This is a genomic window from Leifsonia araucanica (assembly GCF_051161895.1).
Taxonomy (GTDB): domain Bacteria; phylum Actinomycetota; class Actinomycetes; order Actinomycetales; family Microbacteriaceae; genus Leifsonia.
Genome location: NZ_JBMBTW010000003.1, coordinates 1 through 16,586, shown reverse-complemented (window position 1 = coordinate 16,586; position 16,586 = coordinate 1). Strand labels below are relative to the sequence as shown.

The 16,586-nt window shown below is 65.6% G+C and carries 17 protein-coding genes; 15 read left to right on the top strand and 2 right to left on the bottom strand.

Annotated elements, in window-relative coordinates; translation table 11 throughout:
- The first annotated feature begins 165 nt into the window (after positions 1-165).
- From ACN6M5_RS19120 to ACN6M5_RS19050, 15 genes are all read left to right on the top strand, one after another.
- The gene (locus ACN6M5_RS19120) at positions 166-1,365 is read left to right on the top strand and encodes a MinD/ParA family ATP-binding protein (RefSeq protein WP_434952502.1); all 1,200 of its coding nucleotides are present in this window, start codon (positions 166-168) and stop codon (positions 1,363-1,365) included.
- A gap of 19 nt (positions 1,366-1,384) precedes the next feature.
- Positions 1,385-1,705, top strand: coding sequence for a hypothetical protein (locus ACN6M5_RS19115; RefSeq protein WP_434952500.1), 321 nt, complete (start codon positions 1,385-1,387; stop codon positions 1,703-1,705).
- 4 nt (positions 1,706-1,709) lie between these two features.
- A complete protein-coding gene (locus ACN6M5_RS19110) occupies positions 1,710-2,399 on the top strand; it encodes a hypothetical protein (RefSeq protein ID WP_434952498.1) in 690 nt (229 codons plus the stop codon).
- A 1-nt stretch (position 2,400) separates the two neighbouring features.
- A complete protein-coding gene (locus ACN6M5_RS19105; RefSeq protein WP_434952496.1) occupies positions 2,401-3,771 on the top strand; it encodes a hypothetical protein in 1,371 nt (456 codons plus the stop codon).
- Complete coding sequence (locus ACN6M5_RS19100; RefSeq protein WP_434952494.1) at positions 3,768-5,423, top strand: SCO6880 family protein; 1,656 nt, start codon at positions 3,768-3,770, stop codon at positions 5,421-5,423. Before ACN6M5_RS19105 ends, ACN6M5_RS19100 begins: the two co-directional genes overlap by 4 nt.
- A complete protein-coding gene (locus ACN6M5_RS19095; protein ID WP_434952492.1) occupies positions 5,420-6,895 on the top strand; it encodes a putative type IV secretion/conjugal transfer ATPase in 1,476 nt (491 codons plus the stop codon). Before ACN6M5_RS19100 ends, ACN6M5_RS19095 begins: the two co-directional genes overlap by 4 nt.
- On the top strand, positions 6,896-7,966 hold the full coding sequence (locus ACN6M5_RS19090; protein ID WP_434952490.1) for a hypothetical protein: 1,071 nt from the start codon (positions 6,896-6,898) through the stop codon (positions 7,964-7,966).
- Positions 7,963-8,256, top strand: a complete 294-nt coding sequence (locus tag ACN6M5_RS19085) for a hypothetical protein (RefSeq protein WP_434952488.1) — start codon at positions 7,963-7,965, stop codon at positions 8,254-8,256. The genes ACN6M5_RS19090 and ACN6M5_RS19085 overlap by 4 nt, the downstream gene beginning before the upstream one ends.
- Before the next feature lie 56 nt (positions 8,257-8,312).
- Positions 8,313-8,579 carry a hypothetical protein gene (locus ACN6M5_RS19080; protein ID WP_434952486.1) on the top strand — a complete coding sequence of 89 codons (267 nt, stop codon included), beginning with the start codon at positions 8,313-8,315 and terminating at the stop codon, positions 8,577-8,579.
- A 56-nt stretch (positions 8,580-8,635) separates the two neighbouring features.
- The gene (locus ACN6M5_RS19075; protein ID WP_434952484.1) at positions 8,636-10,069 is read left to right on the top strand and encodes an ApeA N-terminal domain 1-containing protein; all 1,434 of its coding nucleotides are present in this window, start codon (positions 8,636-8,638) and stop codon (positions 10,067-10,069) included.
- Between the two features lie 207 nt (positions 10,070-10,276).
- Entirely contained in the window at positions 10,277-11,086 is an 810-nt protein-coding gene (locus tag ACN6M5_RS19070; protein ID WP_434952482.1) for a phosphatase PAP2 family protein, read from the top strand.
- 31 nt (positions 11,087-11,117) lie between these two features.
- Complete coding sequence (locus ACN6M5_RS19065) at positions 11,118-11,831, top strand: phosphatase PAP2 family protein (protein WP_434952480.1); 714 nt, start codon at positions 11,118-11,120, stop codon at positions 11,829-11,831.
- A gap of 203 nt (positions 11,832-12,034) precedes the next feature.
- The gene (locus tag ACN6M5_RS19060) at positions 12,035-13,585 is read left to right on the top strand and encodes a glycosyltransferase family 39 protein (RefSeq protein WP_434952478.1); all 1,551 of its coding nucleotides are present in this window, start codon (positions 12,035-12,037) and stop codon (positions 13,583-13,585) included.
- Positions 13,582-14,226: a DedA family protein gene (locus tag ACN6M5_RS19055; RefSeq protein ID WP_434952476.1), complete on the top strand. Its 645-nt coding sequence runs from the start codon at positions 13,582-13,584 to the stop codon at positions 14,224-14,226. Before ACN6M5_RS19060 ends, ACN6M5_RS19055 begins: the two co-directional genes overlap by 4 nt.
- Before the next feature lie 64 nt (positions 14,227-14,290).
- Positions 14,291-15,100, top strand: a complete 810-nt coding sequence (locus tag ACN6M5_RS19050; RefSeq protein ID WP_434952474.1) for a COG4705 family protein — start codon at positions 14,291-14,293, stop codon at positions 15,098-15,100.
- Positions 15,101-15,138: 38 nt separating this feature from the next.
- Here the strand turns inward: ACN6M5_RS19050 and ACN6M5_RS19045 are convergent, their stop codons facing one another.
- Positions 15,139-16,119 carry a sensor histidine kinase gene (locus ACN6M5_RS19045; RefSeq protein WP_434952472.1) on the bottom strand — a complete coding sequence of 327 codons (981 nt, stop codon included), beginning with the start codon at positions 16,117-16,119 and terminating at the stop codon, positions 15,139-15,141.
- Positions 16,116-16,586: response regulator transcription factor (locus tag ACN6M5_RS19040; protein ID WP_434952470.1), on the bottom strand; the 471-nt coding region annotated here is incomplete at its 5' end. The genes ACN6M5_RS19045 and ACN6M5_RS19040, both read right to left, overlap by 4 nt.

Genomic DNA, 16,586 nt, shown 5'->3' with positions numbered 1-16,586 from the left:
GCCGGATGACGAAGTCTCAGCTATCAGCAAAGGGCGCGGCCCAGCGGCATTCCCAGGCGCGCCCTCACCGAGCACCGTCGCGACCTCTCACGGCCGACGTCGCTTCCCGCACACGCGGCGAGAAGGCGCAGCACGCTAACTCAATCACTAGGGGAGACGGAGCAGATGACAGATAACGAGCAGCAAACAGGTGACATTTTCGCGGGCGCTGGGCGCGCCGCTCGATACGTCGAGTCCGAGCACACCAGTAGCCGCGCCCAGGTCGACGAGGTGTTGGGGCAGCTCGCAGAGAAGGATGAGCTGATCCAAGTGCCGCCCGAGCTGGCGACTCATGCAGAGCCGGCCGCGCCTGTGGCGGAGCTTCCGCCGATCCCGGCTGCGCCTCCGACTGGTCCGCACACGGAGATCCCTGAAACGATCTTCCTGGACCCGGTGGCGGACCTCAGTATCGCTAGCACCGTGCAGAAGCCAGCGACCGCGACGCAGGGTGTTCGGGGCTTGCTCGGCAAGCTTGGAATCAAGATGGAGCCGGGAGCGCGTGAGCGTGCGGCGCTGGACGCCGCCGAGTCTCTGCGCCGGGACGAGGAAGTCATTCGTCAGGCGACGTGGACAGGCCCGCAGGCGATCCTCGTGGGCAACAAGAAGGGCGGCACCGGCAAGACGCCGGTATCGCTGATCGTCGGGGGAGTGCTTGCGGCAGTGCGCGGGGGCTCCGTGGCCGTGATGGAGGTCTCCGACGACCCGGGGGCGCTGACCTTCCGCGCCGAGGGTAACCCGTCGCTGGGCATCGGTGAGCTGGTGCGGGACGTGCAGAAGATCACCAACGCCGGCCAGCTGGCCGGCTACACCGCCCCGCAGACCTCATTCGCCTCCGTCATCGGCACGGTAGGCCGACGTGCTCGCCTCAGCCGTGACGATGTGGTGGCCGCCGCAGGCGTGATCGACGAGTTCTATTCGATCCGCGTCATGGACTCCGGCAACCAGCCGTCATCCAGCGCTTTCGAGGGCGCGGTGGAAACCGCCGACGCGCTCGTGATCCCCGTACTCAACGCTGGGGATGCCGTACTCGAGGCGGTCGCCATGATCGAGGAGCTTCGGGCCCAAGGCGGCCACGCCGCGCAGCTGGCGGACAACGCGATCGTGATTCGCCTCACCGACGGCCGGCCGGAGCACCCGCAGGTCATCGAGCGAGTGAACCGGATCATCGACGGGATGCGCGTGCGCGCCGTCTACCACGTGCCCTACGACGAGCACATTGCCGAGCGCGGGCAGATCACTCTTGACCGGCTCGCGCCGGCCACCCGTGCCGCCTTCACCGCCGCGACAGCTGGCGTCGTGCGGGCGCTCAAATCAACCGCCCGCTAGGCCAGAAGGAGAAACCACAATGCACGAAATCGCTCACCACCTGATCGTCCACGCGATCGACAACCCGCTAAACGGCGTCCTTCCCGACTTCTCCGTGTTCGGCGTCCAGTTCAATGCGCTCTGGAAGAAGCTCATCGCCGGCATCTGGGGAATCTGCATCATCATCTCGATTGCGTTCCTCGCGATCGGCCTCACCGGCATGGCCGGATCGTCCGAGGGCGGCGGCAACGCCATGGCCTACAAGTCAGCACGCACCAAGGCAATCTGGGCCGGTATCGCGCTCGCCTGCCTCGCTGCGCTGGCCGTGATCGTCGGCGGCATTCTCGCCATTGCGGGGTAAGCACATGACCGACGCACCACGCCCTGTCCGGACACGGCCTCGCTGGCCGTGGATCGTCGGCGCCCTGGCGCTCCTTGTCATCCTGGTGGTCGTGTTCGCTCTGACCGCACCGCGGGGTGGCGACGACAGGGCCGTCCCGGCGACCACCGCGCCGACGCCTACGGAAATCAGCACTGATGCACCGGGCGCGGCGGTCAGCGGATGCATCGGCGGACGCGAGCGAGACGCAGCCATGCTCGTTGCGGCTCAGAAGGCCGCTCCCCATACGGAGAACGGCGCGGCTAGCTTTGCGGCGGCGTTCGTTCGCTGGCTGTACCAGTACCCCACGCCGCCCGCGTCCGACGTGCAGGCAGTGGCGCAACGGATCTACTCGGCAGACGCTGACCCCAAGAAGGTGATCGACTTCCTTGCCGGTTCGCCCAACCTATCCGGTGGGCTCGTGCCGGATAGCCAGCCGTTCTACGTCTCGACGGTGCCAGGGGTCTATTACATCGAATCGGCTGCACCCAACAAGGTGTCAGTCTCGGTCGGTGGCGGCCTGGTGACGGACGGCGCCTTAAGCGCGACCTTGCGTGAGTCCATCACGGTGACCGCTCAGTGGGAGCACGGAGCGTGGCACGTCGTCGAGTCCAAGGGGACGCGAACGACGCAAGACCTGTTCGCGATCGGCACAGCATTCAGTGGGGGCTGCTGACATGTTCGGCGCAGAAGGCAGCGGAAACCCGATCGGCGACGCTATCGGAGGCATCGGGGATGCAATCGGCGGGGCCGTGCAGACCGCAAATTTCTTCTCCGACCCGTTCGGCAACATGTACAAGTCGTTCCGCGACTCTGCCGTCTCGCTGTCGCGGGATGTGCTGCCCGTTGTCACGCAGGCGACGATGCCAGACCTCACGATGGATTGGTTCATTAACGCCTACAAGGTGTCGTTCGGCCTCGCGATCCTCGTGCTCGTTTTCACCCTGCTTCCGCAATTCGTCCGGGTCGCTCGGGGAACGCAGTCGGGTCGTGAGCTGGGGGAGTCGCTGGCGTTCTATGGGCCCCTGTTCATCATCGGGGCCATGTTCGGCCCGTTGCTCGGCTCGTTCTTGGTGAACGTGGTGCACGCCTTGAGCACATCACTGACCCGCTGGGCCTTCTTCGATACCAACGACAACCTGGTGGCGTCGTTTACGAAGATGCTCGATCAGGGCGACGCGGCCGGTATCGCCGGCGGCGCACCCGTTGCGGCGTTCCTGATGTTCTGCGCTTGGATTTCGCTACTCATGGCGATCGCGGTCATGCTCGTGCTGCTGGTCGTTCTCTACTTCGCCGGCGTGCTGTTCCCGCTCGGCTACGTCTGGATCATCGACCCGCAGCGACGCAAGACAGGCTGGCGACTCGTCGGCCTGTTCATCGGCGTGATGCTCGCCCATCCGCTGCTGTTCTTCATGCTCGGCGTCACGTTCCACTGGATCGGAGCCGGAGTTGAGACATTCGGGGATCACCTGAACGTTCAGCGCCTCGCGCTGCTCATTTCCGGTGTGCTCGCGATGCTCATTGCCACTCTCAGCCCCATGCTGCTGATGAAGTTCGCGCCGGTCATCCCGGCATCATTCGGTGGAAGCAACGGACCGAGCATCCAGCCGGGCCAGTGGGGCTCCAACAACATGCAAGACGCCACGCAGAAGTACGCCCCAGATGCTCGACAGGGCGGCAAATCGACGGACTCTGCCAACGCACCGTCGCCGGCCGAGGACGCGCCAGCTGCGAAGGGCAGTGGCGGCCTAGGCGATTTCGCCGGGGCAGGAGCCAAAGCCGGTAAGAGCTTTGGCATGGAAGCCGGCGCGGGCGCGGAAGCTGGCGCGGCCGGTGCAGGTGCGGGGGCCGGCGCAGCTGGTGCCGGCGCTGGGGGACTGGCAGCCGCTGGCGCGGCCGAGTCCGCTACCGGCGTCGGTGCAGCGATCGGGGTTCCTACGCTCATCGCGGCCGGCGCTATGGCAGCCGGGCAGGCGGCCGTCGACAAGGCGCAGGAGGCGGGCGCTATGGCCGCTGACGCGGCCGATTCGGACGAGGGGGCACAGTGAGCAACGCAGCGCAGAACACGATGGTAGAGAGGCAGCTGGGCGGCGAAGCCGGCCACCGCTCATTCTTCGGAGGGTCGGGCAAAGGCCCGCGAAACGTGCTGCTCGCGCTGTGCGGGGTTGGCCTGGTGGTCGGGGCACCGTTCTTCGGTGCGACCGCCGTCGTTGTGGCAGTCATTGCCGCACTGCTCGTGTTCCTGGTCACCGCTCGCACCCATCGCGGATCGATCCTCGATCGCCGCGAACGTCGCGTGCGCTGGAAGGACCGCCGCCGCGCCGGCATCGACCGTTACACGCCGTTCGACGTCGCACAGTGGGACCAGCTGACCCAGCTCAGCCAGGACAAGACCGCCAGCAAGGAGGACCGCTGGACGGCCGCACGCGAGCTTGCGGCAATGCGGACCATGCCGGACGGCGCGGACGGGATGGGGTGGCTCCAGATGGGCCGGCGCGAGCCGGGAATCGCCTGGCACGCCCCGATGGGGGAGAAGCCCTATCTATCGGTCGTGTTTACCGTCACCGGGCAGCTGCGCGGTGCGGAGCCCAACTCGGTCGCTCGTCGAGCGGCCGAGGCTTTCGGGGAGTTCCTGGCATCCCGCGCAGCACCGTCGAGCCTGCTGCGCCGCGTGCAGGTCACCACGCGAGTACTGCCGCCCGACAACGCATTCAACGCGGCATGGGCCGAAGTCAGCCTTGACCCGACGATCCCGACCAACCACCCCGCCGTGCTCTCCTACGGCGATGTGCTGCGCACGACCGGCCGCGACGCAATGGTGCAGCGGCACACGATCACAGCGTGCTGGCCGATCGACGCCGAATTCGTCGACGTCGCCCGCGGATACGGAGAAGGCCGGGACGGCTGGCGCGCGCTGATGCACCGCGAAATCGAGTCCGCGGAACGCGGGCTCCGCGCTGCTCGCTTGGGAGACGTTGCCGTGCTCACCGCACGGCAGACCGGCGCGCACGTCGTTCACGGCCAGAACCCGTTTCACCCGATCGACCAGCCCGTCGACGATCCGGGCAAGCTGGGCGTCGCCTCCCACGACGAATACTCCGCACACATCGTCACGGCCACCAATCCCGAGACGGGCGAAGAAGTTGAGTGGTGGCACCGCACCGCCGCGATCAAGGCCGAGAACCTCGCCGTAGGCAAACGGTCACAGCTGTGGATGCTCGACCTGCTGATTGGGTCGGAGCTGCACTTCCTCCGCACGGTGACGTTCCATCACCAGCTGATCCCCGCATCCGAGGCACGCGCTGCGGCCCGGCGCGACCTGGTGCGCGACCAAGCCGCGCAGATGAACGACGCCGAAAAGGGCCGCCTCGCGAACGACGAAACCCACGTGAACAAGACCGCCGCGCAGCTACGGAATGCCGATCTTGGGTATGGCTCCCGCCACCACGGGGACAGCTGGATCGGCTACGTCACGATCACCGAGACAAGCCGTGACCGGCTGCAAATGGCGTCTCGTCAGCTAGAGGAAGTCTGCGAGAACGGGCTCGGCATCGAGCACCTGGACTGGCAGGACAGCTACCAATCGGCGGCGTCCGGCACGACGTGGCCGATCGGCCGAGGTATCCAGACCGAGAAGCCCTCCGTCACCAACCGCGTGTACCGGAAGCTGGCCGGCAAGACCAACAAGGAGGCGCTATGAGCGAGCACAAGGCCGAGAGCACCAAGAGCGGTATGTGGTCGCTGCCGGTGCTGCGGAAGTTCGCCCCGCCCGAGGAAGTACAGGTCGACGAGAGCGGCCGCACCGAGGGCAAGGACGAGCTGCTGCCGTGGAACGTCCCCGGCACGCAGCTGCGCGCGCGCAGCGGCCGCGCCGGCCGCGGCTTCTACGCCCCCGCGCTGCGCGGTGCGCCGTCGACCACCCGGCAGGCCGAAGTCCTCAACTCCGCCGTCATCGGCGCACCCACCGGCACCAGCGGCATCGTCACCGGCCGCGACGTCCTCTCCAAGACGTCGATCGCACACGACCCGGTGACCGCCTACAACTCGCGGCCGCGGTTGGTGTCGAGCCCGAACGTCGTCGTGATGGGCGACGTCGGCTCCAGCAAATCGAGTTTCGTCAAGACCGCGTGCGTCGCGCGGCCCCTCATCATGGCCAAACGCCGCGCCACAGTGTTCGACAAGAAGGATCGCGGAGGCGAGGGGGAGTACTCGGAGCTCGCGCGCGCGTTTGGCGCGGAGCCGATCAAGTTCGCCGATGACGGCAGCGGTACGCGACTGAATCTGCTGGACCCGATGATCGGCCATGGCACGGGCGCAGCGGGCCAGCTGCGGCTGCTGAAGGTCGTCACTCGACTCGCGCGCAACGACACCCCACTGAACGAGTGGGAGGAAGAGGCTCTTCGATCGGCGCTGAGGGTGACGCTGGGCCGCTTCGAGGACAGCAGGGTGCCGACCCTGGCCGATGTGCTGCCGGCGCTCGCGTCGACGACTGCCGACAGCGACTATGCGCAGCACTCGGCTCAGGCGCGCGACAAGCTGCACCAGGCCGGCCTCTCGGTGCAGTTCACGCTCAACACGCTCTTAGATGACTACGCCGGCTTGCTCGACGGCGAAACGTCTCAGTCGGTCGACCTCGCGCATAAGCTCACCAGCTGGGACATTTCGCAGCTGCCCGACGACGGGCCGTCCGTCCCGATCGTTATGGCGATCGGGCACATGTGGCTGCTCGGCCGACTCCGCAACGATCGCGGCTGGCACACGACGTGCGTGTACGAGGAAGGCTGGCACATCGCGGCCGGTCCCTCGGCGTCACTCGCTCGCGCGAACCAGAAACTTTCGCGTGGGCTCGGGCTCTCCAACGTGTTCGTCTTTCACAAGGGCACCGACATTCCGGCGAACTCGCCCGGCATGGCGATGGTGCAGGAGGCCCAGTCGGTTTACGTGTACCGGCAAAGTCGGTATGAGGATGCCCTGTGGTGCCAGCAGACGTTCAACTTCTCACCCGAGCGGGCGCATGACATTACGCAGCTGAGTGACGGCCACCACTACTTCAAGTACGGCACCCACGTCGAAACGCTCGTGCGGCACATCCGCTCGGACTGGGAGGTCCAGATGACCAACACCGACGAGGGCATGGAAGGTGCCGCGGCCGCGGTGCTGCGGAGCGCGTAGATGGGCTGGAAGGGCATCACCGCTGCCGGCATCACCGTCCTGGTGATGTTCGGCAGTGGTGTGTTCATGTCCGGCGCGCAGGCCAGCGGATGCGGCGGCGGCCAGGTCGACGCGACCACCGCGACGAGCAGCCAGCCGATCGCCGGCTACTCCGGCGACCAGCTGGCCAACGCTGCGGCGATCATGAACGCCGCAACCGGACTCGGGCTCGACGGACAAGCCCAGGTCATCGGCGTGATGACCGCGATGGGGGAATCCGGCCTCCGGGTGCTCGACCACGGCGATCAGGCCGGCCCCGACTCACGCGGGCTGTTCCAACAGCGCGACAGCTGGGGGAGCCTCGCGGATCGGATGGACCCCACCAAATCGGCGGTGCTGTTCTTCCAACGACTCATGCAGGTGCCCGGCTGGCAGGCCATGACCCCGACAATGGCCGCGCACACCGTGCAGGTGAACGCCGACCCCAACCACTACACGAAGTTCTATCCCGCGGCCGCACAGGTCGTGCAGGCGCTCACCAGCAACGGTGGCGGCACACCTGGCTGCGCTGTCGGAGGCGACCAGGTTGGACTCGCCCAGGAACTCGTCAAGGCCGCTGGCGCAGGCCAGCTGCGCGGCCTGGTCCCCGACCACATCAAAGAGATCCGCTGGATCGCTCAGGGAAAGACCGTCCCAGACTGCGGAATCGACACCCGCGTCTTGCAGACCATCGTGCTCGCCGTCCGCAACTTCCAGTCGGTCGGCGTCTCCGATATCAACCGCAAATGCACCGGCCAGATCGAAGGAGCCGGCACCGAGTCCGCCCACTACAAGGACGGCGGCGGCCACGCCGTCGACTTTTACATGCTCAACGGCACCCCGCTGACCGGCGCCGATGGATACTCGCTGCGCCTAATCGGAATGCTCGACCCGATCGTCCCCAAGGGCTCACGAGTCGGGCAGAAGGACATTCGCGCAGCTGCCGGCGTCACGATCGCCACGACCAACTTCGGGCAGATCGACGACACCGGCAACCATCTACACATCGACTTCCTCAACGCCAAAGGCGCATACGTCGGGAGCCCGCAGTGAGCGGCCGCGCAACATCCGGCGCGCTTGTCTGGCTGCTCGTCGGAATCGGCATCCTGCTCGCCGGCCTTTTCGTCGCGCGTGCCGCCGACTGGCTCGGCCACAGCGGCGGCGTCTCGCTCGTGAGCTACACGATCGGCGCATCCATCGCCCTGGCCGCCGTCGCAGCCGTCAACGGCGCACGCCGCGCCTATCGAGCTGCGGTTGCCCGCAGCCAGGCGCACGCCCGCTGGAAGCGGCAGCAGGCGGCCAAGCAACGGGTGCGCTTCATCGACCCAGAACAGGACAGCTAGCTCGAGCGGATTGACACGTACGTGTCACCCAGCTCGGGCAGGACGGAGGACGACCAATGACCGACCCCTTCTACCTTCTCGACGGTCTGAGCAGCGAGACGGTCAACATCATCGGCTATTTGGAGGAACGGCCATTGGAGCGGCGAAGGATCGGCAGCGCCGACGAGCGCCGACGCTGGGCTGTCCGCGATTTCCGCACGGTCGTAGCGGACGCGGTGCACGGCGAGCAGGGTCGACGAATGACGCTCGAAGAAGCCGATCAGGCGCTCCGCAACATCGAGACGCGAGAGCGCGTCTGGCAGTACTTGGAGAGCCGTCCGTAAGCACCTGATATCCGAATCTCGGACCCGTAGGGGTCGAGACCGGGCATCATGATGCAATGAGCCTTGAGTTTGCACCGGGGGAGTCATTCTCTGGAGTCGTCGCCTCCGAAGACAAGGGCGAGCTTGTGCAGGCACCGGCGACCTTGACTTTTGACGCCGAGCTGGGCGCAACCTTCGAGGTCAGCTATCCCGATACCGGATGGTTAGACGACGAACCGAACGCACCGCGGTGGGTTCACCAGGGCGGGAAGTACCCGACCCAGGCTGTATTTCAAACCAACTCCGGCAATGTCACGCTCGCCGGCATCCACAAGATTTCACACAGCTCGAATGGCGAAGTCGTGACCGCGAGAATGCGCAGCGACGAGGCAGTGTTTGCCACTACTCGGCGCGGCGTCGAGGATCCGCTGATGTACGACGAGCTGGCCAGCGAGATAGACGGCCTGGATCGCTGGTGGGGCACACCTTCATCGATAAGCCGAGAGGTCGAATACGACGACCGGGGATTCACTAAAGGGATGGGCGTCTCAACCACCGAAGTACCGGAGGTTACCTGGCAGCAGGGGGATGCCGTCATGAGACTCAAAATGGGGTGGCGATCGTCGACGACGAACCACAACCACTCGTGGTCCCTAGAAGACAATGCTCAACTCGTGAGTGCGTTTCCCGAGCCCAGGGATGCCGCCGCGCACCTAGCTGAACACCGCAAGGTGCGAGAACTGCTGGTGCTCATGTTCGGAGCACCGGTCAGCTTCCGTCGACACGAGGTTAGAAGCCTCCACTACCTGCCGGGCACCATTCCCGGGGAGAAGCCGGAGATATTTGCGCCGCCAGTGAGTTTCATCTCTCGAAGCACACTCCGAGAGCTTTCTGCGCCCGTACCCGCTGAGCGTCGGCTGTTCTGGCCGGTGCTCAGACTTCCGCAGATTGGTCCCGAAGGGATCACACGCTGGGCGCAAGTGTGGGACGACGCGGCGTTCTCTCGGATGATCGAGCCGGTCGTTACCACGTTGATGCGACCTAAGCCGTTCTACGACGACATGGTTCTCGCCACTGGCCGGTTTCTCGATGCGTGGGGAAAGACCGCTGAAAGGGTCGAAGGTGAGCGGGCAGTGTCCCCGGACTCCAAAGGCCACACGTTCGCAATCTCCGTATACCGCGCCCTCAGACTGACCGACGCCGATTGGAGCTTCCTAGCGGACGCACCCGAGGGGTTGGCACGCGCAATCAGCCGGACCTACACATCCGTGAAGCATGCCGAGAACGAGCCACCGGACCCGGTCCAGCTTCAAGCGCTCGTACCCGCGATGCTGGCAATTGTTCGGATGGTCGCGGCGCGAAAAGTCGATCAGGACGGTGCCGCAGTGCGAGAGTGGGGCCACTCGTGGGGGCTTCGTGACTCCGTACCTGACTTCGAGCGTCTTAGCTACCGCGTGGACGCGGAAGGCGTCTTTACGACCACCGAAAGGGACTCAGGAAACGATCAGTAGATGCACAAACTGTCATAAGGTCTCCTTATCGGCAGTCGACCTATGATGCGAACGGCCGGATTCTTCAAAGACACAGGCCTGCGAACGTGTGTAGCCGTCAGAGCTGCGGCCAAAGCCTTCGGCCCCTCGGAACTCCAGAGCCGACACCCACCCCTGAGTGGTGGATTCTTAGCGATTCATTTGGTTGGTTCTCGTAGCCTTTCGAGGATGAGCTCCATCCCCGAGACCGCGTCCTTCTTCGCGGCGCCACCCGACCCAGGCATCAGGATGGCGGCGCTTCCGCACCCTCGACACTGGATCCTTTTGCCGGCCTTGGGTGCCGTGGTTGTGCTGCTTCTAGGGTTGCTGGCTCGCTTCGTTCCTGGGATCGCCGCTGCTGAAGTTGATGTTGACATTTGGCTGACCTACCATCAAAGCGGTTTCCCCAGCGGCATCGCGCTCGTGATCGAGACACTCTTCTCTCCCGCAGGCTGCGTGGCGATACTGGCGATCTCGTTGGTTTTGCTGCTCGTCGTGCGACGCTCCCCGGTGAACGCCTTCGCCTTCACCTCTGTTGCCGCCTTCGGCTACCTCACTTGTGAGGTGTTCAAGGCGGCCGTCTCGATGCCGCGCCCGAATGGCCACCTGATGTTGCACCCGCTGCTGGCCGAGACCGGACATGACAGTTTCCCCAGCGGCCACACCACCTTCGCTGTGTCGTACGCGATCGCGGCTGTCCTGCTCTCCCGCCACACGCGCTGGTTCACCCTGACCGTGGTGCTCGGGTCGCTGTTCGCGCTGGTGGTCGCCGTCTCGCGGATGTATGTCGGAGCCCACTATCTCACCGACGTTTTGGGTTCGGCGCTGGTGGCCGCTGTGGCGATCTCGTTCTATTGCGGCCTTTGGTCCCGGTTTGGGCTGACCGTCCTGCGCTGGTTGCCGTTCCTGCGGCGGATCGGCCCGGTGCCGGCCCGATCACTTGTTGCTGGGGCGTCCGGCAGCAGGGCCACGCGAACTGACGCATCGGCTTCAACGTGATCTTCGTTCACGTGGGAATGCGGAGGATCCGATGAGTTCTGGGCAAGCCAAGACACGTCGAGCGGTTGCGGCGGCGTTCTGGTTCGGGATTCCGGCCCTGGTGATCGTGGCTGTGCTGGTCGCGGGGTGGCTGATCGCCGCGTCACCGGGCGTGACCCGGTGGGACCTCTCCGTGTTGCACAGCTTGGAGTCTGTGCAAAGCCCGATCCTCGTTGCACTGTCTCTCGGGCTGACCTGGTTGTTTTCGCCACTGGTTGCGGCCGTGGTGATCGGGGCTGCTGCGGTGGCGACGGGAGTAGCTCGAAGGTCTGTGTGGCCGGCGCTGCGGCTGGCAATCTTGGTGATCGTCCCGTGGCTTGGCAGCAGCTTGATCAAGGCGCTGGTTCAGCGACCGCGTCCGTTCAGCACTAATCTCCCGCATCATCTGCTCACAGCGACGGGGTATAGCTATCCGAGCGGGCACACGGCTCTGGCCACCGCCTTTTGCCTGGCCCTGCTCGTGATTTGGGGGCGCGGGAGGCTGCGAGCGGCCTTGGTTGTCGTCGCCATCAGTGTTCCGCTGCTGACGGCGTTCGCCCGGATGTATGTCGGCGTGCACAACTTGACTGACGTCCTGGCCAGCCTGCTGTACGCGACGGCTGCGGTCGTCCTCGCGGACCGGATTATGCGTGCGGTAGGCCCCCAGCGTTTTGCGGCGTCAGAGGATGTCAGGGGCTCCGTCGGCCTCATCGCGCGCGTCCGCTAGATCTGATGCTCTGACGAGCATCAAGACGACGGCGACGATCGCCGCGACCGCTGCGAGCAGAATGACGAGGATTCGCACTCGACCAGTGTGCAGGTGAAGGTCTCAGAAGCTTCTAAGGCATTCCGGAATCGACCGCTTGGAACTTTCTTAGGGCCGCCGGGCTTGACTGGCGTTGGCTACTGATTCGGAAGGACGGTGCCGCCTTGTCTGTCACAGTGACGCGGCCGTTGCCGGAGAGGCGTGTTCTTCGCCGTGACTCCGCCGCCCTGCTCGCGCTATTGCTCGGCGCGCTCGCATCCGTCAGCTCCATGCTCGGATCATGGATTCCGTCGCTGTGGGGCGACGAAGTGACCAGTGTGATGTCGGCTCAACGCCCAGTGGGGTCGCTGTTGCTCATGCTCGGGCACGTGGACGCGGTACACGGGACTTACTATTTGGGATTGCATGCGTGGGGCGCCGCGTTCGGGTTCAGCCCGTTCATTGTGCGCCTCCCGAGTGCCCTGGCGGTCGGGGTTGCGACCGCCGCGGTCGTGCTCCTCACTGATCGATTGCGATCCCGTCGTGTCGCGGTTCTCGCCGGGCTTGTCTGCGTGATCCTCCCGCGCATCACCTACATGGGCGAAGAAGCGCGGTCGTACGCATTGTCGGCCGCGGTGGTCGCCTGGCTGACGCTGATACTCATTGTCGCGCTCTCCCGTGATCACACCAGCAACCTGCTCTGGGTCCTGTACGGTGTGATGCTCGCGGTGGGCATCTTTCTCTTTCTGTACATTGCCTTGTTTGCTGTGGTGCACCTGATTGTGGTGATCGCGTCGCGGGTGTCACGGCGCACGGTCCTTGGATGGGTGATTGCAACTGTGGGGGGTCTTGCCGCGGCGTCGCCATTGGTGGTTGTGGCGATTATGGAGCGCGCCCAGATCTCGTATTTGGGCGTGACACAGCAGCTCTCGCCATCCACGTTGTACAGCGGGCTGTGGTTTGGCGGTTGGATGTTCGCCGCGGTTGCGTGGCTGATGATCGGCGTCGCCGTCTGGGGCGAGGCGAGACGCCGCGTGCAGATCTCGCAGGCGGTCGGCGGAGGGGTCCTGTTCTTGTCGGGACGGCGCATACCGACCCTGGTCTTCCTGTCGTTGGCCTGGCTGCTCGTCCCAACCCTGCTGCTAATCGCCGTGCACGGGTTCGTGCCCGACTTCACGGCTCGCTACGTTTCGTTCTGTGCTCCGGCTGCCGCCGCCCTGATCGCATGCGGAATCGACGAGTTCCTCCGGGTTCGCCGGTGGCTCGGAGTGGCAGCAGGCCTGCTGGTGGTGCTGCTCGCAGCGCCGGTGTACGTTGCGCAACGCACTCCCTACGCCAAGAACCAGTCGGACTGGTCGCAGATCTCGGCAGCGATCGGCCACAATGCCCGGCCAGGTGACGCCGTCGTGTTCGATGAGTCGACCCGCCCTTCACGGCGCCCTCGGCTGGCGATGCACGGCTATCCGGTTGGCTTCCACGGCCTCCGGGATGTCACCGTGCGGACGCCGTTCCAGAAAGCCCTGACCTGGCACGACATTGCATACACGGTTCGGGACGCGGCAGCGCACGGACGCTTCGCGGGTGTCGATCGTGTCTGGCTGATCGAATACGCGGCGTCGCCTCATCAAGCCGATACCTACGGACAGCGCGACCTCAGCCAGCTCGGGTTCGAGCAAACTGCGGCGCCGATACACACTCACCGGGGCCTGATCGCCCTCTACGAAAGGACACCATGACCGCACATCTCGGATTGCTCGATCCGCAAGGGATCATCCAAGCCGCAGGCCCGTGGGCGCTTCTGGGGGTGTGCGCGATCGCGTTCATCGAAACCGGGCTCCTGGTCGGCTTCTTCCTCCCGGGAGACACGTTGCTCTTTTTCACCGGCGTGCTTGCCCTGACTGGCCGATTCACGGAACCGCTGTGGGTGATCATTCTGGCGGTCATCGTGGCGGCAGCGCTCGGCGACCAGGTCGGCTATGTCATCGGGCGCCGTACCGGTCCGCGCGTATTCGAACGCAAGGAGTCCGGATTCTTCAGCCGGTCAAGCGTTGATCGGACGCAGCACTTCTTCGACCGTTTCGGTGGAGCGGCCGTGATGGTGGCACGTTTCGTGCCGGTGGTGCGGACCTTCGCGCCCGTCGCCGCCGGTGTCGGAAAGATGCGCTGGCCTCTGTTCACCGTCTTCAACGTGGCCGGTGCCGCCGTCTGGGCGACCGCGGTGATCATGCTCGGCTACGGGCTCGGGCACATCCCCGGCGTCGCCGACTTCGTCTCCTCCTACCTGGATCTGATACTGATCGGCATCGTCGTGATCTCGGTCGTCCCGGTGCTGGTGCGGGTGTTCGCCCTGCGCCGTCGAGCCCGCGCGGATTCTTAGCGGTACCTGAGAGCCAGCACCCTAGCCTTCGATGCGTCCGACCCGATCGCACGAAGGAGAACACATGACCGAGCCGAACCGTCTCGCGCTTGCCGGTAACAAGGTCCCGGAGCCGACCGCGACCTTCTGGATCATCAAGGTCCTGGCCACCACCGTCGGCGAGACCGCCGCTGATCTGCTGGCCACCAACCTGCATTTGGGCACCCAGCTGACCTCGATCATCATGGCGGTGCTGTTCCTGGTTGTCCTGGTCGTGCAGTTTCGGACCACCCGGTACGTTCCGGCGATCTACTGGCTGACCGTCGTGCTGATCAGCGTCGTCGGCACCCTGATCACCGACAACCTGACGGATGGGCTCGGCGTGCCGCTGGCGGTGTCGACCGCCGTCTTCGCGGTCGCACTCATCGCGACCTTCGCCGTCTGGTACGCCGTCGAGCGGACGCTGTCGATCCACGAGATCGTGACCCGTCGACGTGAGACGTTCTACTGGCTGGCGATCCTTTTCACCTTCGCGCTCGGCACCGCTGCGGGCGACTTCCTGGCCGAGCAGCTGAACCTGGGCTACTTGGCGTCGGTCGCAGTGTTCGCCGGTGCGATCGCCGTCGTCGCGGTGGCGCACTTCGTGTTCCGCCTCGGAGCCATCATCTCCTTCTGGATCGCGTATGTGCTCACGCGACCGCTGGGTGCATCCCTCGGGGACTTCCTCGCCCAGCCCACGAGCGACGGCGGCCTGGGACTGGGCACCATCGTCACGAGCGTTCTGTTCCTCCTCGCCATCCTGGCGCTCGTCGTCTTCCTGACCGTGTCGCGACGGGATCGCACCGCTGTTCGGGAGTCGTCGATAGCGTCGCGGGAGCCCAGCCTCGACCTCTGAGCCCGCGGACGGCGTTTCGGGATGCGGGTCCCTCCGGCTCAGGCGGAGGGGACCCGCATTTCGATGCTCGTGCCGGCTGAGCCGGTGGACGCGACAGTGACGGTGCCGCCGTACCGCACGGCGATCTCGCGAACGAGTGCCAGCCCGATTCCGAAGCCCGCGCGTGTATGACCGGTCGACGTCGATTCGCTGCGGGCGAACCGGTCGAAGATCCGGGCCGGTTCGATTCCGGTGATTCCCGCGCCCTCGTCGGTGACCGTGAGCACGGCATCCTTTCCGTCGCGCCGAACGGCGACGGTCGCGCTGGACCCGCTGGGCGAGTGAGCGAGCGCGTTGTCGATGAGAGCGATGGCGCACCGCTGGATGCTGGTCGGCGGGACGGTCGTCGACACATCGTCACGCTTCTCGAAGCGCAGCGCTGTGTCGTTGTCGCGCGCGAGGACCTGCAGTGACTGAACGGCCTTCTCGACCGGCTCCCAGAACGGGGACGGATCGAAGGGTGCTTCCCGCTCCGGTCCCGCTGCTAGCAAGAGGTCGTTGACCACATCGATCAGGGTCCTGGTGTCTTTGCGGAGTTCCGCGATCGATGCCGCGGAAGGGTCCTCCCGCGCCAAGCCCCGCTGAAGGACCTGCAGGCGGGCGTCGAGCACCGCGAGCGGTGTGCGCAGCTCGTGGCTCGCGTCGGCGATGAAATTACGCTGCAGCTCCAGTGCTTCGCCGAGGGGACGGACGGCCCGGCGCGTGAGGAGGATGCTGAGAACTCCGGCGATCAGGATGGCCAGAACCCCGACGACGGCGAAGGCGATCAGGGCGGCCGTCGTGTCGACGTAGATCTTGTGCTCGCCGGGCTGCGGGGGTTCATTCACTTCGGCGGGACGCAGTTGGTCGAGGACGAAGAAGAACGCCACACCGATCGCGGCGACGACGAGGGCGCCGGAGGCGATGGTGATCTGCAATGCCACCGCGCGCGATGCCCGCCGCACTTCGAACGGATCGGTGGTGTCGTTGCCTTTTCTCACGGCTGGCCCAATCGGTAGCCCGCGCCCCGCACGGTCGACACGATAAGCGGATCGGTCTTGCGGCGCAGGTAGTGCACGTAGGTGTCCACGGTTCCCGGCTGCTCGTCGGACTCGAACACCGCGTCCAGGATCTGGCGGCGCGAGAACGTGCGCAGCGGGTTCTCGGCCAGCAGCCGGAGCAGTGCGTTCTCGCGGTCGGTGAGCAGGATGCGTCCCTCGTACGGCGAATACACGGCCCGGCTCTCGGGAAGGAATCGCCACTCGCCGATCGGCAGCTCCCTGCCTTCGCCGGTGAACGTGCGGGTGAGCGCGCGCAGCCGTGCGAGCAGTTCGTCGAACTCGAAGGGCTTGACCAGGTAGTCGTTCGCTCCCGCATCCAAGCCATCGACTTTGTCCCGGAGGCTGCCGAGCGCGGTCAGCATCAGGATGGGCGCCACAACCCCGCGGCCGCGCAACGTGCTCACGAG